The following is a 26,606-nucleotide window of genomic DNA, read 5'->3' as shown; positions in this document are numbered from 1 at the left end:
TGGCCCAGTAAGCTGAGGAAATCGCGGGCTGCAACCCATTGCTCCCATGTGTCCGCTATGCTAAAGTTAGGTCTGCGGCGCACTCTGCGCGGGCACTGCTGCGCGTCGGGCGGCTGAGCTTACAGAGAGCAAATTGCTGTTTGGGCTGGCGTAGCTCAGCTGGTAGAGCATCTGATTTGTAATCAGAGGGTCGGGGGTTCAAGTCCCTTCGCCAGCTCCAGTTTCAAGCAGCAGGAAAAAGAAAGATGGTTTTGGTTGTACTGCTTGCCGTTCTGGCTTTGCAGAACCTCCTGGTCATTCCTTCAAGGGTGAGTACCCGCCCGATTCGCGGTTAGAATCGAAGTGCGGGCTTGACAGGCTTGAGATGAGGGCTGCGCGCTGGAGTTCAAGCAGGATGTGCACAGGTGGCCGAGTGGTTAATGGCAGCAGACTGTAAATCTGCCACTCTTCGAGTTACGGAGGTTCGAATCCTCCCCTGTGCACCACTTATTTTGCAGGGCGGTTTGGTTGCAGGAGTTGGTGAGTGTTGTGGATCTAAGCCCGGCAGGCAGCGGAAGGATGGTTATTGCGCTGGTTGTGCTGGGATTGCTGGCGGTAGCTGTCTGGCAGACGATGGAGCCGGGCAAGTACCAACAGTTGACTTGGATCCTGTTAGGTTTTTTTGCCTTCCGTGTCATACTCGGACGGCTGCGTTCGCGGTAAGATTGGTAGGTTGGTTTTATAGGCTGGCGTAGCTCAGTGGTAGAGCACTCCCTTGGTAAGGGAGAGGTCGAGAGTTCAAGCCTCTCCGTCAGCTCCAGAGATTGATTGCAGGGCAGTTGTCCTTCGATGCCCGTAGTAGGAAGTAAAAGGGCTCGGCCCTGCAGGGTAGCGGGAGTAACTCAGTGGTAGAGTCACAGCCTTCCAAGCTGTTGGTCGCGGGTCCGATTCCCGTCTCCCGCTCCAAAGATTGATAGACGCGGTCAGGCAGTGAGAGATCGCAGGAGAGTGTGTTGAGCAGTCTGTATCAGCAACCCGTACTTACCGTCTCTGATCCCGAGATCTTCAACAAGGTGAAGTCAGCAGTTGAGGTTTCGTTCTCTTCCAGCCGGGTCGCGGACTTCCTGAAGTCGCTGGAGCGGTCGAAGCTGCGAATTCGCGACTTCGAGTCGGTTCTCGGCAAAGGGAACCTCGGAGCTGCCACAGAGGCGGAGTACAACAAGATGGGCAACTCCGACCAGGGCCAGATTCGCGAACTGTATCTCGCCAGCCTGGAGCAGATCGCGCCGGAGCTGCGAGAGAAGTTTTTCAAGCTGTACGCGTATTACTGAGAAGAAATGGCACTAGACGAGAAACAAAAAGCAAGACTGCTGCTTGCTGAGCGATTGCTGGAATTGGCGGAACACTCCTCCGAAATCGAGATGCGAAACTCGCTTTCACGAATTTATTATGCGGTTTACCATGTGGCTATCGTACTTGTGGGAAATATGTCACACGGGGAGATTCCGTCAGCTTTAGAGAAACAAGAAAGAGGATTGGGTGGACGCTTTCGAAGGCTCCTTGAACTCCGGCAGGGAGCAGACTACAACCTGAATTTCGTAAAGAGTGAGTTCGACGGACTAGAGAATTTCAAAGTTCAGTTCCCACAGGAAATAGAAAGTGCTAGGGGACTCTACGAGCGGCTTTTGCAAATGAGTACGGTGTAATGATGAGTGTGGAGCAGGTACAACTCGAGATGAAAGATCAGTTCGCGCGTGCCGGACTGTTGCCTTTCCTTATTGAGGAGTCATCCCAAGTGCTCGATCTTGGAGACGAATTTTTTGCAGAGGTAGTGCTTTCAGATAGGGCAAAATTGGGCGAAGCTAATGACTTGATGAGGGAAATCCTCTCTAGTTCCGCTTTAGGTGGTAAGAGTTATACGCTTGTTGTAAGGTCGAAATGGTTGGTCGAAAGCGTTGGTGATCCCGCTCCGGCCTATGGGCAGGATGGAGGCTTGAGAGCCGCTGTTCTTATTCCGATCATCTTGCAAAGTGGCAGCGAGCGGACACCTGTTACGGTGGCCGTCACCAAGTTGGCTGAGATGGAGTTTGATCGAATCTTAGGGCGGAAGACGGATCTTAAGCAGGTTGCGAAGCTTGTAATAGACAGTGCGTTGCGTCGGGGTGGCCGGAGTTTTTGGGATCCTACCACGGAGAATTATTTGGAAGTGGCGTCGGGTGCAGTAGCTAATATCAGCCGCCTGCTGAAGCAGACGGCCTAACGAGATTGTAGTTAGAACAGGAGACGAGCAGTCATGGGCAAGGAAAAGTTTGACCGGTCAAAGCCGCACGTAAACATCGGGACGATCGGGCACATCGATCATGGCAAGACGACGCTGACGGCGGCGATTACGAAGGTGTTGTCGAAGCACAACCCGAAGAACACGTTCCGTTCGTTCGACACGATCGACAACGCACCAGAGGAGCGCGAGCGCGGTATTACGATTGCGACCTCGCACGTTGAGTATGAGACCCCGAACCGTCACTATGCGCACGTCGACTGCCCGGGTCACGCGGACTACATCAAGAACATGATCACCGGTGCAGCGCAGATGGACGGCGCGATCCTGGTGGTTGCAGCGACCGACGGCCCGATGCCCCAGACCAAGGAGCACGTGCTGCTGGCGCGTCAGGTTGGCGTTCCCTTCATCGTGGTGTTTTTGAATAAGTGCGATGCAGTGGAAGACGCCGAGCTGATCGAGTTGGTTGAGATGGAGGTTCGCGAGCTGTTGTCGAAGTACGACTACCCTGGCGACGACACTCCGATCATCCGCGGCTCTGCGCTGGGCGCGCTCAACGGCGAAGCTCAGTGGGAGACCAAGATCGACGAGCTGATGGAGGCGGTGGACAAGTACATTCCGCAGCCTGAGCGTGCGGTGGACCAGCCGTTCCTGATGCCGATCGAAGACATCTTCTCGATCTCTGGTCGTGGAACCGTGGTGACGGGCCGTATCGAGCGTGGCAAGGTGAAGGTCGGCGAGGCCTGCGAGATCGTGGGCTTCCGCGAGACCCGTCAGACGGTCTGCACTGGCGTCGAGATGTTCAAGAAGCAGCTGGACGAAGGTCTGGCGGGCGATAACGCGGGGCTTCTGCTGCGCGGTATTGCGAAGGAAGATGTGGAGCGCGGGATGGTGTTGGCCAAGCCTGGTTCGATCAAGCCCCACACCGACTTCAAGGGCGAGGTTTACGTGCTCTCGAAGGAAGAGGGCGGACGTCACACTCCGTTCTTCAACGGCTACCGTCCCCAGTTCTACTTCCGCACGACGGACGTGACGGGTTCGGCGAAGCTTCCTGCGGGCACCGAGATGTGCATGCCCGGCGACAACATCCAGCTGGAGATCACGCTGCACACGCCAGTGGCGATGGAGAAGGGTCTGCGCTTCGCTATCCGCGAAGGCGGACGCACCGTCGGAGCCGGCACCATCAGCGAGATCATCAAGTAAAGAACGGTTGGCGGCGGGAATGATTCCCTGCCGCCTTCGTTTTCTGGGTTTTGCCGTTTCATTGTTCTACTTTGGCGACCATCGTTCTGGCACCTTAGAGCTATGGCTTTCCCGAAACACTGTTTTAAGAGATAATTTTGAGAGGACGAGCGTGCCTGACCGCTTTTCTTCCGTCTCACAATCAGGATTTGGTTGCAGGGGCCATTGCCCTGTGTCGCGGCGTGTCACTACGCTGCTTGCCAGCCGAGGTGGCTGGCCACGTTAGAAGGAGAAATCAACAATGCGCGAGATCATTACTCTTCAGTGCCCGGAGTGCAAGAACCGGAACTACTCCACCACGAAGAACAAGAAGACGACCACGGGCCGTCTCGAGTTCTCAAAGTTCTGCAACACCTGCCGGAAGCATACGGACCACAAGGAAACGAAGTAGTCTCCAGCCGGATTCTGGAGTGAGGCGACAAGTCTCACTCCGCACCACGGGGAGTAAGCTCAACGGTTAAACTGTCGGTCTCCAAAACCGAACTTCTCGGTTCGAATCCGAGCTCCCCCGCCAGTTTGCCCGGTCCCTCAAGTCCGGGAACAGACAACATAACGCAACACGAAGACTGAGGCAGCATTATGGCCAAGACAATAGCGGTAACCGAACAGCCCAGCACCGGATTGCAGCAGTTGAAGTCGCAGCCAGCACGTCTCGGCGAGTTCCTAAAAGATGTTCGCAGCGAGATGCGTAAGGTGATCTCGCCCTCGCGCGCCGAGGTTCAGTCGACTACGATCGTTGTCCTCATCACCGTCTTCATCTTCGCCGCCTACTTCTGGCTGATCGACAGCATCATCGGCCGGGCGATCGAAGCCCTGCTACACCGGCTGACCCAGCACTAAAAGATTCGACTCCGAGTAAAGAGCGGTAGAGAGAAGTACACGATGCGTGAAAAAGGCACAACGATGGCGGCAGAAGAGCAAAATCCGGAAGAGCAGAATCCTCAGGGAGAACACTCTGAGCAGCTCGCTCCACCGGTCAATGAGAACTTCAAGTGGTACATCATTCACGCCTACTCGGGCTTTGAGCGCAAGGTGCGCGAGTCCCTCGAGAGCCGTATCACTGCCTTCGGTCTGCAGAACCGCATCGGCCGCATCATGATCCCGACCGAGCCGGTCACCGAGCTGCGCAACGGCAAGAAGTATACCATCGAGCGCGTCTTCCTTCCTGGCTACGTGCTGGTCGAGATGGATCTCGATAACGACCTGTGGCACGTGATCAAGAACACGCCACGCGTCACCGGATTTTTGGGCACGGGCGACAACCCGGTAGCGCTCTCCGAGCAGGAAGTCAGCTCCATCCTCTTCCGTACCGAGACCGCAGGCAACAAGCCGACCATGAAGGTCAAGTACGAGAAGGGCGAGCAGGTTCGCATCAACGAGGGCCCCTTCGCCAACTTCACCGGTGCGGTCGACGATATCAACGAGGACAAGCAGACCCTCAAGGTCATGGTCAGCATCTTTGGTCGTTCCACCCCGGTCGAGATTGAGTTTTCCAAGGTCGACAAGGTTGTCGACGAGTAGTTTGAGAGTTTTGAAATAACATTAAGCAGCAGGCGTTCGGAGGTAACAACGCCCGCCGCTGGAAGAGTAAAGAGGATTTACCCCGAATGGCACCGAAGAAGATCACTGGATACGTCAAGCTTCAGATTATGGCCGGCAAGGCCACCCCTGCACCTCCGGTCGGCCCCGCGCTCGGCCAGGCTCAGGTCAACATCATGGAGTTCTGCAAGCAGTTCAACGAGCGCACCAAGGCGCCTGACATGGCCGGACTCACCATCCCCGTTGTCATCAGCGTCTACGCGGACCGCACCTTCAGCTTCATCACCAAGACTCCTCCGGCTCCAGTCCTCCTGCTCAAGGCCGCTGGCATTGAGAAGGGCTCCGGTACTCCGAACAAGGAGAAGAAGGGCAAGGTGACCGAGAAGCAGATCATCGCAATCGCCACCCAAAAGATGCCCGACATGAACGCAACCACGGTCGAGGCCGCAGCGAAGACCATTCGCGGCACTGCACGTTCGATGGGCATTGAAGTAGTAGGCTAACTCAGGGCTGTTCGCAACTTTCTTCAAGCGAGGACGCAAGGAACTCATCACCGACACTGTCTGTCGATGATGAGTTCCGGGCGTCCTCTGTCAGCGTTAACCGGGCCTTTGGCCTGGCCTTCCTTGTGGCCTAAGCAAATAGTCTTTGCTGTCTCGAAGTCGTGCGCGAACTTTGGACCGGTCTCCTGCCTCCGCCCTCTTCGTCCCGAGTGAGCAGGGCATCGCTCGAACGCTTCCCCAGGCCGTATCTCCGGCAGGCACCGTCGACCATCTTCGCCAACCGCTCTCGATACTCTCTTCCGGCAAAGTCCGCGGTGGCGAAGCGTTTGGCGTAGTCGGCCTGAAGGGCAGGGAAGTGCTCACGAACGAAGCTCAGGTAAGTAGGACGTGAGCACGGCTTGAGGAAGAGTGGGTGCGCGGCGAAGAAGCTCGCTCCCACTGCCGCGGAGCGACGAGCCATGTTGTCCAGCGCCTCTTGGTTATCCGTGATGCCAGGCAGGAGCGGCGAGCCGAAGACTCCGGCGACGATCCCCGCCTCCCGCAGTCGCTTGACCGCCTGAAAGCGTAGATCAGGCCGGGGCGCGCGCGGCTCCAGCAGACGCGCCAGCGCCGCATCCGGTGTCGTAATCGTCACGTGCACCACCAAGGTATTGCGTCGAGCAACCTCTACCAGCAGATCGATATCGCGTTCGATCAGGCGCGACTTCGTCACAATCCCAAGGCGGTAACCCTCTTTTCGCGCAAACACCTCCAGAAGACTGCGTGTGATCCTCGCCCGCCGCTCGATCGGCTGGTAGGGATCGGTGGCGGTACCCAGTGCGACTTCGTCCGCCGGATCGATCTTCTTCAACTCCTGCTCCAGCAGCCACGCTGCGTTCTGCTTCAGGAAGATCATTCGCTCGAACGCCAACGGATCTCGCAAATCCATCGCGTTCGTCGCGACCGCTGGGCTCGTCTCAGCCGCAGTTTTTGGAGCCATAAACTCATGCGTATACCGTGCATAGCAGTACTTGCAGCCGAACTCGCACCCGCGGTACGGGTTGATGCTGTAGGCCAGTGACAGCTGTCTCTTCGACACCGATTTATTCAGGATGCTTCGCACTTCCAGCGTCTTGAATTCGATCTGGTGGCCGTCATCGGCGTGCTTTGCCTGAGCCGCCATACGAGCGATCCCCACAGGGCTCGGGGGAAGAATCGGGAACAACGACGCGCCATTTATTTTCGCCATTTATTCGCCTAATGGTGTTGACAATAGGCGCACATTCCGAATCCGTCAAGGGCCAATTAGTAGGTGCTTAACTCTGTGAAGAAATTGTTGAGGTGCGCAATGAAAATGCCGCACAATTAGCTCGGGAGTTGTCCATGAAAATCAATTGTTTGCCGCTCTTAGCTCTTCTCTTCACAGGGATCGTAGGAGCACAGGATCTTCGAACCACTTCAGCAGCCCAGGCAGCCTGTGGACCTTCGGACACTAAGTTCACAACAAATTTGGTCTCACCGACTCCGACCTCACCTTCACCCGATAAAGCGCTAATTTACATAACGCAGATTAGCGATTTGACGGCCATTGCCTTGGCCGTTGCGGGCCGCTCAGCAAGGTGGGAATGGATGCCAAGTGGGTTGGCGCAACTCAAGGCAACTCCTTTTTGGTTTTCCCAGTAATGCCTGGAGTTCATCATTTGTGTGCTGCTTGGGATTCGAATGATCAAAAGCTGTCTAAACTCGTTGCGCTGAATCTTCTAACAGCTGAACCTAACAAGGTTTACTTCTTTGCTCTCGATACACTTAGCAGCTCCGTGCAAGGCGGAGGGTCCGTACAGTTTTCCCTGACGGCTATCAATGAGGATGAGGGGCGGATGTTAATCGCTGCATATCCGGAGAGTCACGCGACGACGAAGTAAGCCGTTCCGAATATTTTGACCACCAGAACTATAAATGTGGCTTATTGTTGACGTTTCCTTGAGTTCTAGGCATACTCATAAGAGTGCCTCAATGTCCAGTTGGGGCCAGTCGATAACCACGCCCGGAGAGATCAGCTCCAGAGGGGTGGGAGACGAGGGAAAATGGCAAGGAAACTCTCTAAGAATCTAGTAAAGGCGCGTGCGCTCGTAGAGCCCCGTCCTTATCTGTTGGCGGACGCAGTTCCGCTCCTGCAAAAAGCAAAGTATGCGAAGTTCGACGAGACCGTCGACCTGACGATGCGCCTCGGGGTTGATCCCCGCCACGCGGACCAGATGGTTCGTGGCACCGTGGTCCTCCCGCACGGCCTTGGCAAGTCCAAGATTGTTGCCGTCATCACCTCGGGCGATCGCATCAAGGAAGCAGAGGCCGCTGGCGCTGAGTTCTTCGGTGGCGAAGAGCTGGTTGAGAAGATTCAGAAAGAAGGCTGGACCGCCTTCGATGCTCTGATTGCAACCCCCGACATGATGCGTTCGGTCGGACGTCTCGGCAAGGTGCTCGGCCCCAAGGGTCTGATGCCGAACCCGAAGACGGGCACGGTCACCACCGACGTTGCTGCTGCCGTCAAGGAGATCAAGGCCGGTAAGATCGAGTTCCGCACCGACAAGACAGCTTTGGTGCACGTTCCGGTTGGCAAGCTCTCGTTCGATCCGCAGAAGCTGGTCGACAACGCGATGACCGTCATTACGAGCGTTGTGAAAGCCAAGCCGTCGGCCGCCAAGGGCAAGTACATCAAGGGCGTCACGCTGAGCTCGTCGATGGGTCCCGGCATCCAGCTCGACTACGCCGCTGCCGAACTGGCAGGCAAGGCCTAATTAATTTTAGTTAGCAGGAAACCCCCTCTGGCCGCGGAAGCGAGGAGCAGGGGGAGCGAAAGCGAAGAGGATTCAGTCATGGCATTGTCCAGAGCATCAAAAACGGAGAAGGTGAAGCAGCTCGCGACCGAGCTCGAGCACTCGACCTCCGCTATCATCGGCACCTTCAAGGGCCTCACCGCCGCGAAGGACTTCGAGCTGCGTAAGACTGTTCGCGCGGCCGGCGGAAACTACCACGTCGTCAAGAATAAGCTGGCTGCACGCGCCAGCGAAGGCACCAAGATCGAGTCGGCGCTGCAGGGGCTCAAGGGCGTATCGGCTGTCGCCTACACCTCGGGCGACCCGGTTGCTCTGGCCAAGGCCCTTTCGACCTGGGTCAAGGACAACGCCGAGTTCACCTTCAAGTTGGGCATCGTTGACGGCAAGGTGATCGACGTCCGCGAGATTGGCGATCTTGCCACCATGCCAGGCAAGGAAGAGCTCTTCTCGAAGCTTCTCTTCCTCATTCAGTCGCCTGCGCAGCGTTTGGCCACAGTTATCAACGCCACCGGCCGCGATCTCGCCGTTGTCATCAACCAGGGCGTCGAGAAGGGCAAGTTCGCCGGCGCAGCCGCTCCGGCAGCTGCAGTCGAAGTGCCCAAGGCAGAAGCCGCGGTTGCCGAAGCACCCGCCGCTGAAGGTCAGCTCGTTGCCGAGGCCCACGTTGTTGAAGCTGCAGCCACTGAGCAGCCCGAGAACTCCACCGCGTCGCAGGGTGGGGAAGCCGCGACCACGGACCCGGTCGAAGGCTAAAACAAGTTTCGCCTGGTCTTCCCGGGGGCGCTGGTCTGGGCGCAACGGAAACCCTGGAAGGCATAGGCAGCCGAAGCGCAGTCAGGCTTTGGAAGAGCAATAAGCACCACAAAGTTCAGTTCTAATTGGAGAAATAACATGGCAGACATCCAGCAGTTGGAAGATTCAATCGTTAGCCTCAGCCTCCTCGAGGCTTCGGCTCTGGTCAAGAAGCTCGAAGAGCGTCTCGGCGTTTCGGCAGCAGCAGCAGTTGCAGCCCCGGCAGCGGGCGGCGGCGCAGCGGCAGCGGCTCCGGTCGAAGAGAAGACCGAATTCACCGTCATCCTCAAGGATGCGGGCGCGAATAAGATCAACACCATCAAGGCTGTACGCGAAGTCACCGCTCTTGGGCTGAAGGAAGCCAAGGACCTGGTCGATGCCGCTCCCAAGCCCTTGAAGGAGAACATTTCGAAGGATGATGCAGCAGCCATCGCCAAGAAGTTCGAAGGCGTTGCCACTATCGAAATCAAGTAGTTAACTGTTAGCTTGCACTATAAGGCGGAACGCGATATTCTTGACGTTAGAGAAAATTCGTTCCGCCTTGACGTGCTCGTAGGCGGTCAGCGGTATCCCGAAAAAACTTCGTTGTACCCGGATCATCCTGTCTTCACAGGTTAAGGAACCGGCCACTATACGCTTCGAGCGGCGGATGCGCATAGTGCAATAAGAATCATGCGAGCGGCACAACTTTGGGGTAGGCGAACCTCAATGGCGGCAGGCATTACTAGTACTCATATAGAAACAGTGCACAAGTCGACCTTTGCGCTCATGGGGCATGCTGTCCCCGCGAGCGCTTTGCCGTGTTTATCGGCATTGTCTCCGCTATAGGAGCCAACAGTACGCTGCACGCGTTCTTTATAGCAGCTTCGAACGCCGGCAGGTAGTAAAAGTTTCAAGATTTATCCGCGCCGCGGACCATTACGGCAAGACATTTTGCGCACGGGACTCGCTGCCATCGAGGACAGCAAGACCCGAAGATCTTCAAGACTGCGCGATCAGAACCAAACCCGGAGGGCCTGACCGATGCCCTCCCCTAACGAGTGAAGCCAGCAATAGGATGCAGGCAGACACACTCGGGAGGCCTCGAAGGTCAGTTTTCAGGAGAGAGCATGTCTGGCGAGTCCAACAACAGCGAAATGCGCGCGATCCGTAGTCGTCTTGATTTTTCGAAGATCCCCACATCCATTCAGATCCCCAACCTCATCGAAGTGCAGCGCCGCAGCTACGAGCGCTTCCTGCAGATGGACAAGCTCCCGCAGGAACGCGAGGACAATGGCCTGCAGTCGGTCTTTACCTCGGTCTTCCCCATCACAGACTTCCGTAACGTCTCCGAGCTAGAGTTCGTCGACTTCTCCATCGGCAACTGGGAGTGCAAGTGCGGCTACCTCAAGGGCCTCAACCACCTGCGCACCGCCTGCACCAACTGCGGCCACATGGTCATCACCGACCCCTTCCACCCGGGCGATGTGCTCTGCAACTTCTGCGGAACCTACAACAAGAACACCCCTGACTTCTGCACCAAGTGCGGCGACCCTGTCGGCCTGCAGCTGAAGTACGACCAGGCAGAGTGCGAAGAGCGCGGCATGACCTACTCTGCCCCTCTCAAGGTCACCATCCGCCTGAAGATCTACGACAAGGACCCCGAGACCGGCGTCAAGAGCCTCCGCGACATGAAGGAGCAGGAGGTCTTCTTCGGCGACATTCCGCTGATGAGCCAGAACGGCACCTTCATCGTCAACGGTACCGAGCGCGTCATCGTCTCGCAGCTCCATCGTTCGCCCGGCGTCTTCTTCGAGACCGCGAACAACCGCACCTACTTCCTCGGTAAGATCATTCCGTACCGCGGCAGCTGGGTCGAGTTCGAGTACGACCAGAAAAACACCCTTTACGTCCGCATCGACCGCAAGCGCAAGTTCCTCGGCACCATCTTCCTGCGCGCGCTCGGCCTGCGCACCGACGAGGAGATCCTCAAGACCTTCTACACCGTCGACACCATCAACGTAGCCGACGGCAAACTTCATTGGAAGGTCGCTCCCGAGGGTCAGCTCAGCAACCTGCAGGGCACCCGTCCGGCCCACGCCGTCACCGTCAAGGGTGAAGAGATCGCACCGGCCACACGCAAGATCTCCGCTCACACGATGAAGGGTCTGCGCAGCCACAAGATCGACGCAGTGGAAGTCGAGACCAGCGAGTTTGACGGTGCCATGACTGCCGCCGACGTCGTTGATCTCACCACAGGCGAGCTGCTCTACGAAGCCAACCAGGAGCTGACCGCCGACAAGCTGCACAAGATCATCCAGTCCGGCGTCACCAACCTCGAGGTCTTCTTCCCCGAGCGCGACGACGTGGGCAACATCATCACCAACACCCTTCGCCGCGACTCTGTGCGCAAGCCCGAAGAAGCTCTCATCGAGATCTACCGCAAGCTGCGTCCCGGCGATCCACCGACCCTCGACACCGCGACGGCGCTCTTTGAAGGTATGTTCTTCGATCCGCGCAAGTACGACTTCTCGCGTGTCGGCCGCCTCAAGTTCAACATCAAGCTCTACGAGAACCAGGATCCCTCTGGCCTCGACAAGCGCACGTTGACCCTCGAGGACTTCTACGGCACCATTCGCTACCTGCTCAAGCTGCGCAAGAACATCGGCGTAGTTGACGATATCGATCACCTTGGCAACCGCCGCGTCCGCGCCGTCGGTGAACTGATGGAGAATCAGTTCCGCATCGGCCTCGTCCGTATGGAGCGCGCCATCAAGGAAAAGATGTCGGTCTATCAGGAGATGTCGACCGCGATGCCGCACGACCTCATCAACGCCAAGCCAGTCATGGCCGCGATTCGTGAGTTCTTCGGCTCCTCGCAGCTCTCGCAGTTCATGGACCAGACCAACCCCCTGTCGGAGATCACGCACAAGCGCCGCCTCTCCGCCCTTGGGCCCGGTGGTCTGTCCCGTGAGCGCGCAGGCTTCGAAGTCCGCGACGTGCACCCCACTCACTACGGCCGCATCTGCCCGATTGAGACGCCCGAAGGCCCGAACATCGGTCTTATCTCGTCACTCTCCTGCTTTGCACGCATCAACGAGTACGGCTTCATCGAGTCTCCCTACCGCCGCGTGAAGGATGGCCGTGCGCTCGACTATGTCTCTGTCTCGAACGCCGGCGAGTCCGGTCTGCGTCAAGGTGACTACCTCGAGATCGAAGAGGCCCGTGCCAAGAATGCAGAGCTGAAAAGGGCCGGCAAGCGAACCATGGACCTCGCCCCCTTCAGCTTCTACCTCTCGGCCTGGGAAGAAGATCGCCACACGATCGCGCAGGCGAACATCGAGCTCGATGAGAAGTTGAACATCGTGCAGGATGTCGTCGACGCTCGTCGTCAGGGCAACTTCGTCCTCGTCAACAAGTCTGAAGTGGACTACGTCGACGTCTCGCCGAAGCAGCTCGTCTCGGTCGCCGCAAGCTTGGTTCCGTTCCTCGAGCACGACGACGCCAACCGCGCACTGATGGGCGCCAACATGCAACGGCAGTCGGTTCCTCTGCTCGTCGCTGAGGCTCCGTTCGTCGGTACCGGTATGGAGGGCGTCACCGCCCGCGACTCCGGCGCCGTCATTCTGGCCAAGCGTAACGGCATCATCGACTCGGTCGACTCTGAGCGCATCATCGTGCGCGTAGAAGGCGAGCATCACCCCACGCAGCTCTCGCGTGAGGTTGGCTCGGACATCTACCAGCTCACGAAGTTCAAGCGCTCCAACCAGAACACCTGCATCAACCAGAAGCCGATCGTCCGCAAGGGTGATCGCGTGGTCAAGGGTCAGGTTATCGCCGACGGTCCTTGCACCGAGCAGGGCGAACTCGGCCTCGGCCGTAACGTCCTGGTCGCCTTCATGCCGTGGCGCGGTTACAACTTCGAGGACGCGATCCTCATCTCGGAGAAGCTGGTCCGCGAGGACTACTACACCTCGATCCACATCGAGGAGTTCGAGATCGAAGCCCGCGACACGAAGCTTGGGCCGGAAGAGATCACGCGCGATATCCCCAACGTCAGCGAGCACGCACTCCGCGATCTCGACGACTCGGGCATCATCCGCATCGGCGCGAAGATCGGTCACAACGACATCCTCGTCGGCAAGGTAACGCCGAAGGGTGAAACTCAACTGACGCCGGAAGAGAAGCTCCTCCGCGCCATCTTCGGCGAAAAAGCCGGCGATGTTCGCGACGCTTCGCTCACGTGCCCTCCGGGTATCGAAGGCACCGTCGTCGACGTCCGCATCTTCTCTCGCAAGGGTCAGGAGAAGGACGAGCGCGCCAAGCAGATCGAGCAGGAGATGATCGAGAAGCTCGAGCGCAATCTTGCGGATGAAATCCGCATTTTGACGGATGAACGCCTCAAGCGCCTCGAAGCGATCCTCGGAGCGAAGGAAGTTCTCGCCGACCTCCACGACGAGCGCACCAACAAGAAGCTGCTCAACAAGGGCGACGTCCTCGACCGCGACGCCATCGAGCTCATCAGCACTCGTAACCTCAAGCGCATCCGCTACGCCGACAAGGACCCCGCGTCAACGAGCAGATCGATGAGATCGAGGAGATGACCTCACGCCAGATCGATGTTCTCCGCAAGATCACCAACGAGAAGATCGGCAAGATGCAGAAGGGCGACGAGCTCTCGCCTGGCGTCATCAAGATGGTCAAGGTCTACATCGCCATGAAGCGCAAGCTCTCTGTCGGTGACAAGATGGCCGGCCGCCACGGCAACAAGGGTGTTATCGCACGTATCCTCCCTGAGGAAGACATGCCGTACCTCCCCGATGGAACCCCGGTCGAGATCGTCCTCAACCCGCTCGGTGTGCCTTCGCGTATGAACGTCGGTCAGATCCTCGAGACACACCTTGGCTGGGCTGCACATGAGCTTGGTCAGCAGGTCGCCGAACTCGCCGCAACCATGCAGTCGGCCAACGAAGTACGCGAGCTCTTCAAGGCGCGCTTCGCCGGTACCGCCGCACTCAACCAGCTTCTTGACCTCGACGACGAGCAGACCCTGCGCGTTGCCGCCGGCATGAAGCGTGGTATCTGGTTCGGCACGGCAGTCTTCGACGGCGCACGCGAGACCGAGATCAAGGCGCTTCTCAAGGCCGCTGGTCTTCCCAGCTCGGGCAAGTCGCAGCTCTACGATGGAATGGTCGGAGAACCCTTCGAGCAGCCCGCCACCGTTGGCTACATCTACATGCTCAAGCTGTCGCACCTTGTCGACGACAAGATCCACGCTCGTTCCATCGGACCGTACTCGCTCATCACTCAGCAGCCGCTGGGCGGTAAGGCGCAGTTCGGCGGACAGCGCTTCGGTGAGATGGAGGTCTGGGCCCTTGAAGCTTACGGCGCCGCCTACATCCTGCAGGAGCTGCTCACCGCCAAGTCCGACGACGTCTTCGGCCGTACCAAGATCTACGAAGCCATCGTCAAGGGCGAAGCTGCCATCGAGCCGGGTGTTCCCGAGTCGTTCAACGTTCTTATCCGCGAACTGCAGTCCCTCTGCCTCGACGTCGAACTGATCAAACAGGCCGACCAGAAGAAGCAGCCGCTGCCAGCCATCGCCGCAGCAGATTAGTCGATACCGCTCCACCCCAGGCACGGTCCTTCTGAATGAGGCTCACGCTCAACATTCACGAAGGGCCGGCCGAAGGGAAGAGCAATAAAGAGAAGCAGGCGACGGACCTAACCACCCACCGCCCAGCAGAAGTAAAGCAGCAGTAACCAGCAGCAAGGCGCAACAAACGCCAGACACTGCATACGGAGACGTCAAATATGTTTCGCTCCAGCCCATTTGAACTGACCGGACCCATCGCCGACTTCGACGCCATCAAGATCCAGCTCGCCAGCCCCGAGAAGATCCGCAGCTGGTCGCATGGCGAGGTCACCAAGCCGGAAACCATCAACTACCGCACCTTCAAGCCCGAGCGCGACGGCCTCTTCTGCGCCCGCATCTTTGGCCCCATCACCGACTGGGAGTGCCTCTGCGGCAAGTACAAGCGCATGAAGCACCGCGGCGTCATCTGCGACAAGTGCGGCGTCGAAGTCACCCTCTCGAAGGTCCGCCGCGAGCGCCTCGGCCACATCGAGCTCGCCAGCCCTGCTCGCACGTCTGGTTCTTCAAGGGCCTTCCCTCGCGTATCGGCCACCTGCTCGACATCAGCCTGCGTGAGCTCGAAGCCGTCCTCTACTTCGAGTCCTACGTCGTCGTCGATCCAGGCGACGCGCCCGTCAAAGAGCGTGAAGTCATCAAGGACGAGACCAAGTTCCGCGAGCTCGACCAGCAGTACCGCCCCTCCGGCTTCAAGGCCATGATGGGCGCCGAGGCCATCAAGGAACTCCTCAAGCGCGTTGAAGTCACCGAGCTCGCCATTGAGCTGCGCGAGCGCATGAAGACCGAGACCTCGCTGCAGAAGAAGCTCAAGTACTCCAAGCGTCTCAAGATCGTCGAAGCCTTCCGCAAGTCCGACAACCTGCCGCAGTGGATGATCCTCGACGTGATCCCCGTGATCCCGCCAGAGCTTCGTCCCCTCGTTCCGCTCGACGGCGGCCGCTTCGCCACGTCCGACTTGAACGACCTCTATCGCCGCGTCATCAACCGCAACAACCGCCTCAAGAAGCTGATGGACCTTCACGCACCTGAGGTCATCGTCCGCAATGAGAAGCGCATGTTGCAGGAAGCCGTCGATGCTCTCTTCGACAACGGCCGTCGTGGTCGCGTGCTCCGTGGCGCGAACAACCGTCCGCTGAAGTCGCTCTCCGACACCCTCAAGGGCAAGCAGGGACGCTTCCGTCAGAACCTCCTCGGCAAGCGCGTCGACTACTCCGGCCGTTCGGTCATCGTCGTTGGTCCCGAACTCAAGCTGCACCAGTGCGGTCTTCCCAAGAAGATGGCGCTCGAGCTCTTCAAGCCCTTCATCTATCACCGTCTCGAGCAGACCGGCCACTGCACCACCATCAAGCAGGCCAAAGAGATGGTCGAGATGCAGGAGCCCATCGTCTGGGACATCCTCGAAGAGGTCATCAAGGATCACCCGGTCCTTCTAAACCGCGCCCCGACTCTTCACCGTCTCGGCATCCAGGCCTTCGAGCCCGTGCTCGTCGAAGGTAAGGCGATCAAGATTCATCCGCTCGTCTGCACCGCCTTCAACGCGGACTTCGACGGCGACCAGATGGCCGTTCACATCCCGCTCTCGCCCGAGGCCCAGATCGAAGCCAGCGTTCTCATGCTCGCTTCGCACAACATCTTGTCCCCGGCGTCTGGGCAACCGATCACCGTCCCGACGCAGGACCTCGTCCTCGGCCTCTACTACCTCACCAAGGCGAAGGTTAACGCCAAGGGTGAAGGCCGCGTCTTCGCCAACATCGAAGAGGTCTTCATGGCTCTCGAAGCGAAGCAGGTCGAGACCCTCACCCCGATCCGTCTGCGCTACACCGGCCCTGTCCTCGACATGACCACCGCGTACGACGATCAGGACCTCACCCACACCGAGCCGGTCGAGTTCAACAAGCAGTACATCAACACGACCGTCGGCCGCGCCATCCTCAACGATGCGCTCCCCGAGGGCATGCCTTACGTCAACGGCCTGCTCAAGAAGAAGGGCATCGGCCAGCTCATCAACTACTGCTACCTGAACCTCGGCCTCGAAGTCACCGTCAAGACCCTCGACCGCGTCAAGGATCTCGGCTTCACCTATGCCACGCGCTCCGGCCTCTCTGTGGGCTTGGACGACATGGTCATCCCCGACTCCAAGTACACCGTCGTGGGCGAAGCCGAAAAGCAGGTTCTCGCCATGCAGCAGCAGTACCTCGACGGAGCCATCACCAACGGTGAGCGCTCCAACAAGGTCATCCAGATGTGGTCCGGAGTCACCGAGCGCGTCGCCGACGAGATGTTCAACAACATGAAGCGTGCCGACAAGGAAGGAGCCATGAACCCGATCTACATCATGGCCGACTCCGGTGCTCGTGGATCCAAACAGCAGATCCGCCAGCTCTCCGGCATGCGTGGTTTGATGGCCAAGCCCTCCGGCGAGATCATCGAAACCCCCATCACGGCGAACTTCCGCGAAGGCCTCACCGTGCTGCAGTACTTCATCTCGACGCACGGCGCACGTAAGGGCCTCGCCGACACCGCACTCAAGACCGCCGACTCGGGTTACCTCACCCGCCGTCTGGTCGACGTTGCGCAGGATGTCATCATCTCGCACAACGACTGCGGCACCGTCGAAGGCATCTACGTCACCCCCATCATCGAAGCCGGCGAGACCATCGAGCCTCTGCGCGACCGCATCATCGGCCGCGTCTCGCTCGAGAAGCTCAAGGACTTCGAGGGCAAGACCATCGTCGACGTCAACCAGGAGATCGACGAAGATCTCGCCAGCGCCGTTCAGGCCGCGGGTATCGAGCGCGTCAAGATCCGCTCGGTCCTCACCTGCGAATCCAAGCGCGGCGTCTGCATCCTCTGCTACGGCCGTAACCTCGGCTCCGGCAAGATGGTCGAGATGGGCGAAGCCGTCGGCGTCATCGCGGCGCAGTCCATCGGCGAGCCCGGCACCCAGCTCACCATGCGTACCTTCCACATCGGCGGTACGGCATCGCGCGTATCCGACGCCTCGCACCTCGAGGCCAAGAACATCGGCACCGTGCGCTTCATCAACCTCGTCACCGTTCGCTCCAAGGACGGCGGCCTGGTCGCCTTCAACCGCAACGGTTCGCTCGCCATTGTTGACGAGAAGGGCCGCGAGAAGGAGCGTTACGCTGTCGTCTACGGCGCCAAGCTCAAGGTCGAAGAGGGCCAGCAGGTACAGCAGGGCACGCGCCTCGGCGAGTGGGATCCCTACACCTTCTCCCTCCTCACCGAGATCGCTGGAACCGTCCAGTTCAAGGACCTCCAGGAAGGCCTCACGCTCAACGAAGAAGTCGACGAAGTCACCGGCCTCAGCCGTCTTGTCGTCACCGACTCCTCCGACGAGAAGCGTCAGCCCGCGATCATCATCAAGTCCGCTCACGGCAACAAGCGTTACCTCATGCCTTCACGCGCTCACCTCATGGTGGCCGACGGCGACGAGATCTACCCCGGCGACATCCTTGCCAAGATCCCACGCGAAACAACGCGTACCAAGGACATCACCGGCGGTCTCCCACGCGTCGTCGAACTCTTCGAGGCCCGCAAGCCGCGCGACCCGGCAATCATCAGCAAGATCGATGGTGTCGTTCGCTTCGGCGAAGTTTCGAAGGGCCAGCGCAAGGTCTACGTCACTGCCGACAACGGTCAGGAAGAGGAGTACAGCGTTCCCCGCGGTACGTACGTCAACGTGCAGGAAGGCGAACGCCTCCGTGCCGGTGATGCACTCATCGACGGTCCTCGCAACCCGCACGACATTCTGGAAGTTCTCGGCGAGCGCGCACTCCAGCAGTACCTCGTCAACGAAATCCAGGAAGTCTACCGGCTCCAGGGCGTTACCATCTCCGACAAGCACATCGAAACCATCGTTCGTCAGATGCTTCGCTGGGTCAAGATCGAAGAAGTCGGTGACACCAGCTTCCTCGTCGATCAGCAGACCGACCGCTTCCGCTTCAACGCCGAGAACCAGCGCGTGTTGATGTCCGGCGGCAAGCCTGCCATCGGTCGTTCGCTCCTCCTCGGCATCACCAAGGCGTCGCTCTCGACCGACAGCTTCATCTCGGCCGCCAGCTTCCAGGAGACCACCCGCGTACTCACGGAAGCCAGCATCAACGGCTCCATCGACACGCTCCGTGGCCTCAAGGAAAACGTCATCGTAGGCCGCCTCATCCCCGCCGGCACGGGCATGGAGTACTACCGCAACGTCCAGCTCTCACCAGAGCTGGAAGAAGCGGCAGCCCAGGTCCAGCAGGAAGTGGCATCCGCCATCGAAGCCGAAGAGCGCGAGCTAGAGCAGATGCGCATGGAAGGCGAACAAGAAGAACTAGCCGCCGAGTAACTTCGCGTTATGGCGAAACGCGCTTCGCCCAAAAACAAACAACGGCAGAGCTTCGGCTCTGCCGTTGTTTGTTGGAAATTATCCTTTGAACATGAATTGTCATCCGGTACAAATTAGGGATGAGTTTTTGGAAAGTTGTCCAAAATATAGTCACTCTTGGTGGTAGGGGCCCCCTTGACAAGGCAAAGAGCCGTTTCGACGTTTGTAAGTCAGCATATGATCAAGGGATTTACCAACTAAATGAGGCCAACTCTGACATTGAAGCGACCATAGAACGTCTGAGAGTCGCGTTTGATAGAACCAAGAAGCAGCTTTGGATTGCACATAATATGCTTTATCCACAGTGCCTGAGCACTCGGACTCCCAAAGAAATTGAACATGACGCAGTTTCGCCCCGAAGTGTATCTACGTTTGCCTTATCTAAGCAGGAGTCGAAGCTTGACATAGGCTCCGCCGGATACACGTTGATAGGTGCTTCCGCCGGAGCGTCAGCTGCGATCCTCGCATGGCAGGGAGTTCAGATTTTAGGTATCGCATCGACAGGCACAGCCATCTACGGCATTTCCGGCGCAGCTGCTTCAAATGCAGGGTGGGCGGCTTTAGGGAGAGTCTGCACAAGTTCTGCATCGCTTGCCTGATTGATTAATCTGATAGCTGCGAGGAGATTGCGATGAAGCAGCAGAGTCTGTCGAGTCAGGGTGTGTTTGAGAAGTACGGGCGGAAGAGTCGGCGGGAGTTGTTTCTGGACGAGATGGAGCAGGTGGTTCCATGGTCTGCGCTGGAAGCCCTGGTACGACCGCACTATGCGAAGGCGGGCAAGGGACGGCAGCCGGTAGGGTTGGCGATCATGCTGCGGACTTACTTTGTGCAGCAGTGGTTCAATCTGTCGGACCCTGGGGTGGAAGAGGCGTTGTACGAGTCTGCGGCGCTGCGGCGGTTCGTTGGCGTGGACCTTGGGATTGCGCCTGCGCCGGATGAGACGACCATCCTGCGGTTCCGTCATCTGCTGGAGAGGCACGAGCTGGGCGGGTTGATGCTGGATGCGGTGAACGTGCATCTGGATGCCAGGGGCATCCGGATCGCGACGGGCACGATTGTCGATGCGACCATCCTGCATGCGCCTTCGTCGACCCAGAACGCGAGTGGCGAGCGCGACCCGGCGATGCACCAGACCAGGAAGGGCAACCAGTGGTACTTCGGCCTGAAGGCGCATATCGGCGTGGACGCGAGGGAGGGCATCGTCCACTCTGTGGCGACGAGCGCAGCCAGCGTGGCGGACTGCCACATGTTACCGGAACTGCTGCACGGCCAAGAGCGTAAGGTGTGGGGCGACGGCGGCTATCAGGGCCAGACCGACGCCATCCAAGAGGCCGCTCCGAAGGCACAGGACATGACCTGCAAGCGGACGAAGTTCAAAAACTATGTCGACGAGTTACAGAAAAAGAAGAACCGGAGTAAGTCGAGGGTGCGGGCCAAGGTAGAACATCCGTTCCGGATCCTGAAGCGCATCTTCGGCTTCGACAAAGTGAGATACAGAGGCATCGCGAAGAACCATCACCGCCTGTGCGCGAACTTCGCGCTGGTGAACCTGTACCTGCACCGCAAACGTCTGGCAGTCCTTGGGCAGTAGTGCGCCTGGAAGCCCCGGAAAACGGGCGGATGCGCGTTCCAATTAGCCCTCCAACAGCATCAAACCAACCAAAACCCGCGCATCTTCCATGCCCACTCCCTGACCCCAGAAAGTCAGACGCCTACGCAGAGGTTCCTTAGGCGGTGGATCGCTTGCTACAGGAGGCGGCGGCATGGCCCTTGGCCATCTTGTTCTTCCGGGTGTGGGCATTCTAGTCGCAATTGGTATAGGTGCCTACGCAACCTATTCCAAAGCCTCCGAGATCAATAGGGTATGTGATGAAATAGATGAAGCCGCAAAGAAGAATGAGACGGCATTGGTCGCCATAAATAAAAATAAAAGGAAACTAGACCAAGCCAAAGAATTGTTCATCACTGCAGATGCTGAACTTAATGTGGAAATCCAAATAGCGACGCGAAAACTTCGCGGATTTGGTTGGCTTAGCGACTTATATCGCTATCTTAGATTCAAAATTAATGGTGTCTACTACACTTCAAGTGACCAGATTTATGTTCAACAACTCGAAGGTGCGGTAGATCAATTTATGAGCAAGTTCGGTACGCGCTAAATCAAGCGCAACGTTCGAGATTCCAGACTTTAAGTCAGACTTTGTTTTGTACACCGATAACCACGATTGTGATTCCACGGTTCCACTTCTCTAGATCAGAATCGCTGCGCAATTGTGGAATCATCTCCATCGCTCTTTGCGAATTTAGTTCGAAGATTGACCACTTCTCGCCAGTCACAAAAAAAGAGATCAGGCCCTCTTTCTGTCGTAGCAGGAGTGATTTTCTAATTCCATCACGAAGCACGCCGCCCTTTCCCGACGATCCGTAACCGTGAATTAGCTTTAGGGCTACTGGAGTGCTGCTCTCAAACTTCAGCACTTGCGCCAGTCGTACACGAGCCTCTTCAAGGGTAGGCATGCCCTCTTCTAGATTCAATGTTTTGATAGAACTCGGCATTTGGGAACTTTACCAAATTATTTGGAGCGACTATCTAATTTTCGGGCCCCTGACCCATACATGAAAACTCCAATGACGGGTGCCCCGTATCTCGATTTTGAGATGTGGGCATTCGCGCCACGCGCCGAACCCTCTTGGCTCAGTGCGCAGATCGTTCATCCTTCGCGCACTTTGCGAAGGGTGGGAGTGTAGTCAGTTCAAGAACCCAAGGCGGGTGGCCCATATCTGAATCTGCCGGGTGCCCCATATCTCGATTTTGAGATGTGGGCATTCGCGCCACGCGCGAACCGTTTCCGCCGCAAAAGTAGCCGAGATCTTGAGCAGATCAAGTTTCTGCTGGGCACTTCTTGATCCGGACGACCAAATGCTACCTTCGTTCCGAGCGAGCGATTGCGATTGCTTGGCGAGTGATTCGCCCTGCATAAAGTTGGAATCTAGCGAGTTCGCTCGAAAGACGGCAATGACTAACGTCGGCGATTACTCGACTTTGTTAAATACGGTGGAGACCGCGTCTGAGTTGAGTATCATGTGTATCTCCGTGCCATGCTTGACCACCACGAAGAAGAGATTAAGCGGAACAGGGCTATTGGGGGTATTCACCGTAGCCATTCCAGTGCAATCCGAATTGACGGTGTATGTTCCACGGGCTGGCGTCCAGCCTGGGCCTGCGGGCGTACCGTTGATAACGGTGTGCTCCATCCACGTCAGATTGCCCCTGCCATCGAAACGAGTCATCTGCACGCTTCTAAACTGCAGGACAACCCCGGGTGCAGGGAGCAACACACCTTGGCTGGCAGATCCGTAAGCGCCAAAGATCGATCGATTCGAGCAGTCCCGGTCGCCTGACTGTGTCTTGGCGGACTCAGTATCAGCAGATTGAGCGATGGCAGACGAGCCTGAAATCACTCCGAAGCAAATTGTAACTACGGGAATCGTGAGCATCGAAATTAGGCGGTGTTTCATAGAGACCTCCTTGTAGGTCTGAGCCAAGCCTGTAGGTTTTCCGGCGGATCGCTTACGAACTGCCAGCAATTCGCAGGAGTGAATGACAAGCGGTCACGGGCACCGTGAGCCGAGGCACTATCTCGGAGCCAAGTCCAGAATGCTTCACTAATCAAGGATGGGACACAGCTTGGATTGGAGCAATTCCAATTGACCGTTGAGGCCCAAACTGCGCACTTGGTGACGCAAGCATCACCTCCAGAGGGCCCGGTGCAGGAACAGATTGTCGTGTCACGGTAATCAAACAGGACGCTGAGGCAGATGATGTTGCTCCAGCTCACTCAAAAATGTCAACGAAATAACGTCGGCGGGTGGCTAATACATGAAGTTCCAATGCACTCGGGTGCCCCATTCATACACTCTCATTGCATGAACGGGCACTCGCGCCAAGCGGCGGGTGGCCCATATCTGAATCTGCCGGGCGCCCCATATCTCGATTTTGAGATGTGGGCATTCGCGCAGTGCGCGAACCTCCGCGTCACGAGTTATAGAACAGATTGTTCCCCGCAGACCATCATCTCTGATTCTCAGCCGCGATCGCTTTCCGGCCATAGTAGCTGATCAGATAGAACGCAACTCCGAAAGAGATAATGTCCTTGAAGAGAAACAGGCCAAGATTGTTCATGTAATGGATGCCGTGAACCACGACGGTGTCATCCGGAGTCGTGATCAACATGGAGCTTGTGGTGAAGAACATGCCGACCAGAATGATCCCGGCCACGATGCCTGCTTTCGGTTTAAAGTAGCCAATGATCAGGAGTATTGCCGCCGTCCATTCCGTGGCCCCGATCATATCCCCCAGAACATATGGTCCAAAGACCTTGAACTGCCAACTGGTAAGTGGGCTGTTACTGACGAGCGGGATGATGCCCTCTGCTCCAGGTGCTGTCATCTTGAACTTGCCTGCCCACAGCAGCATCACGATCATTCCAATGCTGCAGACAAGGAAAGGGATATTTCGCTCTGCGACAAACGCCGCAATCTTCGTTAGAACACTCTTCGCCTGCAGTTCGTTACCTGTGTTCGCTTGAGATCCGCGCACACCATCGCCCGACGCCCCAGCGGATGTGGTTTCAGTCATAAATGGACTCCTTCATGGGATGATCAATCCTTAAGATGCGAGCTACGCCCTTTGACCAACTGGGGCAGCGCTATTGAACAGCACCATGCGAGAGCTAGCCACTTCCTTCACCGCCTCAATCACCGGCGGAAGGATCTTATAGGGAACGACCTCGTCTGGTTTTTTGGCCAGACTGGCCTCGAGGCCGCGTCTCCAGGCAACGCGCAACTCCGTATTGATATGGATGATGTTGATCCCGGCGACAATGGCCTTGCGAAAATCGTCATCATCCGTTCCTGAGCCGCCGTGCAGGGTCAAGGGCACCTGTGTCGCTTTTTTGATGGCGGCAATTCTCTCGATATCCAGCCGTTTCTTCACCTCTCCCCGAACCATACTGCTTATCATTCCGTGCATGTTGCCGACGGCGGGGGCCAAAATATCGACGCCTGTCTCCTCGACGAATTGCTTTGCCTGTTCCGGGCTTGTCAGCCCTTTGGACAGGTCAGGCACCGATTCGTGGATCTCAGAGCCTGTACCGATATCGCCAATCTCTCCTTCAATAAGGATCGAAGGATTGATTGCTTTCAGCGCGGCGACAGCCTCCCGGGTTTGGCGCACATTCTCTTCCCAGGGCAATGCGGAGAGGTCGAAGACGATTGAATCGAACCCCGCCCGTGCCACCTCCTCCGCGTGAGCGAGGGAGTGCGTATGATCCGCGTTCAGAAAGATTGGCACATCAAATTCGTCACGCAGGCTGCTTACCAGAGCCACGATCTGGTGAACTCCCATAAAGGCGCGCTCGCCCTCGGAAGCACCAACGATCACGGGAACACTCAGCTCTTGCGCCGCGGCGAAGACCGCCTTCAACAGAACCAGGTCGGAGACATTGAAGTGACCGATCGCCACTCCGCGTTGTCGCGCCTGCTGTAGAACCTTCTCTAGTGTCTGCATGGAATGCACACCTCTTTCATGGTCGAGACTGGCCGGTGCCCCATATCTCGATTTTGAGATGTGGGCATTCGCGCCATAGCGCGAACCGTCTTCCGCCGCAAAAGTGTGTAAGCTCTCGTCAAAGGGCATGCGCCCCGCTACGAAGCCCTCCGGGCAGCTCGCATGCGGCAGAAGCCAATTTGCAAGAAACCGGCAAGCCCAGTGCCGAGCAGGACAAGACTCGACGGCTCAGGTGTGGCCGCGTCTCCCGTCACCACGTATTCGAGCGAGTCAATTCCCACGACCTCCGAATGGGGGTCCCCGCCGCCGCCGAAGCTATCGTAAACGCCGCCACCGTGGCAGGTCGTTGTTACGAAGGTTGGTACCGCCCCGGTGTCGTTGAGAGGAGGGATGTTCTGGCAGCTGTCGTCGATGATGAAATCGTAAATGAAATTTGGTTCACTGCTGAAGGCGATGGATCCGCTAAAGAAATCTACTGTGGCGAAGCTGCCCCCGTCCGAAAATATGGGAGACTGAATGAGGGGGTAAATGAAATCGAACTGAAAGTTCGGTTGGGGATAGAAGAACACCTTGTCGGGATCGAACGAGAACGTAGTCGAGCCCGTATCGTCACCGAAGTGGAAAATATAGTTGACGGTAACCGTCACCAGAGGATCGGCTCGGGCCGCCAGGTAAGAACCAAAGAGCAGAAGACACAGAAGACAAAGGGATCGACGCATGAACGCCTCCTAAATTCCTCTTCTAAGGCACGCTTACTCTAGACCCGAAACGGCGCCGGGTCAATCTATAAGTTCACGACATCTATCCCGCCAGACCCCCTGGTTCGCAGTCACATCGTTAAAACCACGCGGAACTGTGCGTTCCCGCTCATCATCCGCGCATAAGCCTCGGCTGCTTTTTCGAGCGGATAAGTTTCGATCATAGGACGCACGCCAGTCAGTTCCGCGAAGCGCAGTGTGTCCTCGGAGTCCGTCGGTATCCCCGAAGCCCAGCCTTGAATCGTTCGAGCTCCAGTGATCAGCTGTATCGGTGTCACCTCAATGGGGTCGAACGATGCGCCGATCACCACAAGCTTACCGTTCGGTCCCAGGCCGTTGATCAGCTCGGACATCGCCTTTGAGCTTGGCGCTGTCGCCAGAATAACCTTTGCCCCGCCCAGCTTCTGCAACTCCTCGGCCGCGTTCGTCGCTTTGCTGTCAATGAACACATTTGCCCCGAGCTTCTTCGCGAGCGCCGCGTTCTCCGGCCCGCGCCCGATCGCTGCAACGTTATAACCAAATTTGCTTGCGAACTGGATTCCAAGATGACCCAGACCACCGATACCCTGCACCGCAACCAGGTCACTAGGGAGCGCACCGCTGTGCCGCAGCGCGTTGAACGTAGTAATTCCAGCGCAGAGCAACGGTGCCGCTTCAACGTCACTCAGACTATCCGGCATCGCCACCAGAGCCTCCACGGGAGCCACCATGTATTGCTGGTATCCGCCGTCATAACTGATGCCCGGAATCTTCATATTCTGGCAGTTGTTGTAGTCTCCCCGCCGACACGAGAGACACGTCCCGTCATGGCCGCCATGCCAGCCGACACCCACGCGCTGCCCCTTCTTCCACTCCGATACACCCGCCCCCACCTCATCAATAACGCCGGCCACCTCGTGTCCCGGTACGCGCGGATACTGAATTCCAGGCCACGCACCTTCTTTCGTCAGCGCGTCACTATGACACACACCACAGGCAAGCACCTTGATTCGCACATGTCCCGCATCTGGGTTAGGAATTGTGCGCTCCACGATTTGGAAGTCACCGCCGGGCGCGGGAACCTCAGCCACCTTCATCGTTGCTACTGCGACTGCTGCTGCCATAAATCCTC

Annotated in this window: 22 protein-coding genes, 4 tRNA genes and 2 pseudogenes; 21 read left to right on the top strand and 7 right to left on the bottom strand. The window is 57.6% G+C overall.

The window, feature by feature from the left end:
• Positions 1-144: 144 nt before the first annotated feature.
• The 13 genes from RBB80_RS30090 (at position 145) to rplK (ending at position 5,541) form a co-directional block, all read left to right on the top strand.
• Positions 145-220, top strand: a tRNA-Thr gene (locus RBB80_RS30090).
• Between the two features lie 178 nt (positions 221-398).
• A tRNA-Tyr gene (locus RBB80_RS30085) sits at positions 399-485 on the top strand.
• A 34-nt stretch (positions 486-519) separates the two neighbouring features.
• Complete coding sequence (locus tag RBB80_RS30080) at positions 520-702, top strand: hypothetical protein (RefSeq protein WP_183792551.1); 183 nt, start codon at positions 520-522, stop codon at positions 700-702.
• A gap of 22 nt (positions 703-724) precedes the next feature.
• Positions 725-799: transfer RNA gene (locus RBB80_RS30075), tRNA-Thr, on the top strand.
• Positions 800-870: 71 nt separating this feature from the next.
• A tRNA-Gly gene (locus tag RBB80_RS30070) sits at positions 871-945 on the top strand.
• Positions 946-992: 47 nt separating this feature from the next.
• The gene (locus RBB80_RS30065; RefSeq protein WP_433965807.1) at positions 993-1,310 is read left to right on the top strand and encodes a hypothetical protein; all 318 of its coding nucleotides are present in this window, start codon (positions 993-995) and stop codon (positions 1,308-1,310) included.
• A 6-nt stretch (positions 1,311-1,316) separates the two neighbouring features.
• Positions 1,317-1,685, top strand: coding sequence for a hypothetical protein (locus RBB80_RS30060; protein WP_433965806.1), 369 nt, complete (start codon positions 1,317-1,319; stop codon positions 1,683-1,685).
• Positions 1,685-2,239 (top strand): hypothetical protein, encoded by a 555-nt coding sequence (locus tag RBB80_RS30055; protein ID WP_433965805.1) that lies wholly within the window; start codon positions 1,685-1,687, stop codon positions 2,237-2,239. The genes RBB80_RS30060 and RBB80_RS30055 overlap by 1 nt, the downstream gene beginning before the upstream one ends.
• Positions 2,240-2,272: 33 nt before the next feature.
• On the top strand, positions 2,273-3,460 hold the full coding sequence (gene tuf / locus RBB80_RS30050; protein WP_433965804.1) for an elongation factor Tu: 1,188 nt from the start codon (positions 2,273-2,275) through the stop codon (positions 3,458-3,460).
• Between the two features lie 280 nt (positions 3,461-3,740).
• The gene (gene rpmG / locus RBB80_RS30045) at positions 3,741-3,890 is read left to right on the top strand and encodes a 50S ribosomal protein L33 (RefSeq protein ID WP_013579310.1); all 150 of its coding nucleotides are present in this window, start codon (positions 3,741-3,743) and stop codon (positions 3,888-3,890) included.
• Between the two features lie 188 nt (positions 3,891-4,078).
• A complete protein-coding gene (secE, locus tag RBB80_RS30040) occupies positions 4,079-4,339 on the top strand; it encodes a preprotein translocase subunit SecE (RefSeq protein ID WP_433965803.1) in 261 nt (86 codons plus the stop codon).
• 42 nt (positions 4,340-4,381) lie between these two features.
• On the top strand, positions 4,382-5,020 hold the full coding sequence (nusG, locus tag RBB80_RS30035) for a transcription termination/antitermination protein NusG (RefSeq protein ID WP_433965802.1): 639 nt from the start codon (positions 4,382-4,384) through the stop codon (positions 5,018-5,020).
• An 86-nt stretch (positions 5,021-5,106) separates the two neighbouring features.
• Positions 5,107-5,541 carry a 50S ribosomal protein L11 gene (gene rplK, locus RBB80_RS30030; protein WP_179585113.1) on the top strand — a complete coding sequence of 145 codons (435 nt, stop codon included), beginning with the start codon at positions 5,107-5,109 and terminating at the stop codon, positions 5,539-5,541.
• A gap of 130 nt (positions 5,542-5,671) precedes the next feature.
• On the opposite strand, the gene RBB80_RS30025 is transcribed toward rplK, so the two are convergent.
• Positions 5,672-6,769 carry an SPL family radical SAM protein gene (locus tag RBB80_RS30025; protein WP_433965801.1) on the bottom strand — a complete coding sequence of 366 codons (1,098 nt, stop codon included), beginning with the start codon at positions 6,767-6,769 and terminating at the stop codon, positions 5,672-5,674.
• A gap of 376 nt (positions 6,770-7,145) precedes the next feature.
• Between RBB80_RS30025 and RBB80_RS30020 the strand changes: the two genes are divergently transcribed.
• The 8 genes and pseudogenes from RBB80_RS30020 to RBB80_RS29985 all read left to right on the top strand — a co-directional run bounded on the left by RBB80_RS30020 (position 7,146) and on the right by RBB80_RS29985 (position 21,327).
• On the top strand, positions 7,146-7,442 hold the full coding sequence (locus tag RBB80_RS30020; protein ID WP_433965800.1) for a hypothetical protein: 297 nt from the start codon (positions 7,146-7,148) through the stop codon (positions 7,440-7,442).
• 162 nt (positions 7,443-7,604) lie between these two features.
• Positions 7,605-8,315: a 50S ribosomal protein L1 gene (rplA, locus tag RBB80_RS30015; protein ID WP_179585107.1), complete on the top strand. Its 711-nt coding sequence runs from the start codon at positions 7,605-7,607 to the stop codon at positions 8,313-8,315.
• A 78-nt stretch (positions 8,316-8,393) separates the two neighbouring features.
• A complete protein-coding gene (gene rplJ / locus RBB80_RS30010; RefSeq protein ID WP_433965799.1) occupies positions 8,394-9,107 on the top strand; it encodes a 50S ribosomal protein L10 in 714 nt (237 codons plus the stop codon).
• Between the two features lie 138 nt (positions 9,108-9,245).
• Complete coding sequence (gene rplL / locus RBB80_RS30005) at positions 9,246-9,620, top strand: 50S ribosomal protein L7/L12 (protein ID WP_179585103.1); 375 nt, start codon at positions 9,246-9,248, stop codon at positions 9,618-9,620.
• Between the two features lie 635 nt (positions 9,621-10,255).
• Positions 10,256-14,742, top strand: a pseudogene (gene rpoB / locus RBB80_RS30000) (DNA-directed RNA polymerase subunit beta).
• A 197-nt stretch (positions 14,743-14,939) separates the two neighbouring features.
• A pseudogene (rpoC, locus tag RBB80_RS29995) lies at positions 14,940-19,129 on the top strand (DNA-directed RNA polymerase subunit beta').
• 670 nt (positions 19,130-19,799) lie between these two features.
• Positions 19,800-20,759 carry an IS5 family transposase gene (locus RBB80_RS29990; RefSeq protein WP_433964127.1) on the top strand — a complete coding sequence of 320 codons (960 nt, stop codon included), beginning with the start codon at positions 19,800-19,802 and terminating at the stop codon, positions 20,757-20,759.
• 172 nt (positions 20,760-20,931) lie between these two features.
• Positions 20,932-21,327, top strand: a complete 396-nt coding sequence (locus tag RBB80_RS29985) for a hypothetical protein (protein WP_433965798.1) — start codon at positions 20,932-20,934, stop codon at positions 21,325-21,327.
• A 34-nt stretch (positions 21,328-21,361) separates the two neighbouring features.
• Here RBB80_RS29985 and RBB80_RS29980 read toward each other — a convergent pair whose 3' ends face one another.
• The 6 genes from RBB80_RS29980 to RBB80_RS29955 form a co-directional block, all read right to left on the bottom strand.
• A complete protein-coding gene (locus tag RBB80_RS29980) occupies positions 21,362-21,685 on the bottom strand; it encodes a hypothetical protein (protein ID WP_433965797.1) in 324 nt (107 codons plus the stop codon).
• Positions 21,686-22,201: 516 nt separating this feature from the next.
• The gene (locus RBB80_RS29975) at positions 22,202-22,687 is read right to left on the bottom strand and encodes a hypothetical protein (RefSeq protein WP_433965796.1); all 486 of its coding nucleotides are present in this window, start codon (positions 22,685-22,687) and stop codon (positions 22,202-22,204) included.
• 553 nt (positions 22,688-23,240) lie between these two features.
• On the bottom strand, positions 23,241-23,807 hold the full coding sequence (locus RBB80_RS29970) for a DUF417 family protein (RefSeq protein ID WP_433965795.1): 567 nt from the start codon (positions 23,805-23,807) through the stop codon (positions 23,241-23,243).
• A 42-nt stretch (positions 23,808-23,849) separates the two neighbouring features.
• On the bottom strand, positions 23,850-24,737 hold the full coding sequence (locus RBB80_RS29965) for a class II fructose-bisphosphate aldolase (protein ID WP_433965794.1): 888 nt from the start codon (positions 24,735-24,737) through the stop codon (positions 23,850-23,852).
• A 137-nt stretch (positions 24,738-24,874) separates the two neighbouring features.
• On the bottom strand, positions 24,875-25,456 hold the full coding sequence (locus RBB80_RS29960; RefSeq protein WP_433965793.1) for a PEP-CTERM sorting domain-containing protein: 582 nt from the start codon (positions 25,454-25,456) through the stop codon (positions 24,875-24,877).
• 110 nt (positions 25,457-25,566) lie between these two features.
• A complete protein-coding gene (locus RBB80_RS29955) occupies positions 25,567-26,598 on the bottom strand; it encodes an alcohol dehydrogenase (RefSeq protein ID WP_433965792.1) in 1,032 nt (343 codons plus the stop codon).
• Between the last annotated feature and the right edge of the window lie 8 nt (positions 26,599-26,606).

This window comes from Tunturiibacter gelidiferens, assembly GCF_051013345.1.
Lineage (GTDB): Bacteria > Acidobacteriota > Terriglobia > Terriglobales > Acidobacteriaceae > Edaphobacter > Edaphobacter gelidiferens_A.
The sequence above is the reverse complement of the archived record's forward strand: the minus strand, read 5'-3'. Positions and strand labels throughout refer to the sequence as shown.

Bases quoted from the DNA above. Each gene is read 5' to 3' on its own strand.
- RBB80_RS29990 (WP_433964127.1), top strand. From the start codon at position 19,800: ATGAAGCAGCAGAGTCTGTCGAGTCAGGGTGTGTTTGAGAAGTACGGG.
- RBB80_RS29965 (WP_433965794.1), bottom strand. From the start codon at position 24,737: ATGCAGACACTAGAGAAGGTTCTACAGCAGGCGCGACAACGCGGAGTG.
- secE (WP_433965803.1), top strand. From the start codon at position 4,079: ATGGCCAAGACAATAGCGGTAACCGAACAGCCCAGCACCGGATTGCAG.
- RBB80_RS29960 (WP_433965793.1), bottom strand. From the start codon at position 25,456: ATGCGTCGATCCCTTTGTCTTCTGTGTCTTCTGCTCTTTGGTTCTTAC.
- tuf (WP_433965804.1), top strand. From the start codon at position 2,273: ATGGGCAAGGAAAAGTTTGACCGGTCAAAGCCGCACGTAAACATCGGG.
- RBB80_RS29975 (WP_433965796.1), bottom strand. From the start codon at position 22,687: ATGAAACACCGCCTAATTTCGATGCTCACGATTCCCGTAGTTACAATT.
- rplK (WP_179585113.1), top strand. From the start codon at position 5,107: ATGGCACCGAAGAAGATCACTGGATACGTCAAGCTTCAGATTATGGCC.
- rpmG (WP_013579310.1), top strand. From the start codon at position 3,741: ATGCGCGAGATCATTACTCTTCAGTGCCCGGAGTGCAAGAACCGGAAC.
- rplA (WP_179585107.1), top strand. From the start codon at position 7,605: ATGGCAAGGAAACTCTCTAAGAATCTAGTAAAGGCGCGTGCGCTCGTA.
- RBB80_RS29955 (WP_433965792.1), bottom strand. From the start codon at position 26,598: ATGGCAGCAGCAGTCGCAGTAGCAACGATGAAGGTGGCTGAGGTTCCC.
- rplL (WP_179585103.1), top strand. From the start codon at position 9,246: ATGGCAGACATCCAGCAGTTGGAAGATTCAATCGTTAGCCTCAGCCTC.
- RBB80_RS29980 (WP_433965797.1), bottom strand. From the start codon at position 21,685: ATGCCTACCCTTGAAGAGGCTCGTGTACGACTGGCGCAAGTGCTGAAG.
- RBB80_RS30060 (WP_433965806.1), top strand. From the start codon at position 1,317: ATGGCACTAGACGAGAAACAAAAAGCAAGACTGCTGCTTGCTGAGCGA.
- nusG (WP_433965802.1), top strand. From the start codon at position 4,382: ATGCGTGAAAAAGGCACAACGATGGCGGCAGAAGAGCAAAATCCGGAA.
- RBB80_RS30025 (WP_433965801.1), bottom strand. From the start codon at position 6,769: ATGGCGAAAATAAATGGCGCGTCGTTGTTCCCGATTCTTCCCCCGAGC.
- RBB80_RS29985 (WP_433965798.1), top strand. From the start codon at position 20,932: ATGGCCCTTGGCCATCTTGTTCTTCCGGGTGTGGGCATTCTAGTCGCA.
- RBB80_RS29970 (WP_433965795.1), bottom strand. From the start codon at position 23,807: ATGACTGAAACCACATCCGCTGGGGCGTCGGGCGATGGTGTGCGCGGA.
- rplJ (WP_433965799.1), top strand. From the start codon at position 8,394: ATGGCATTGTCCAGAGCATCAAAAACGGAGAAGGTGAAGCAGCTCGCG.
- RBB80_RS30020 (WP_433965800.1), top strand. From the start codon at position 7,146: ATGGATGCCAAGTGGGTTGGCGCAACTCAAGGCAACTCCTTTTTGGTT.
- RBB80_RS30055 (WP_433965805.1), top strand. From the start codon at position 1,685: ATGATGAGTGTGGAGCAGGTACAACTCGAGATGAAAGATCAGTTCGCG.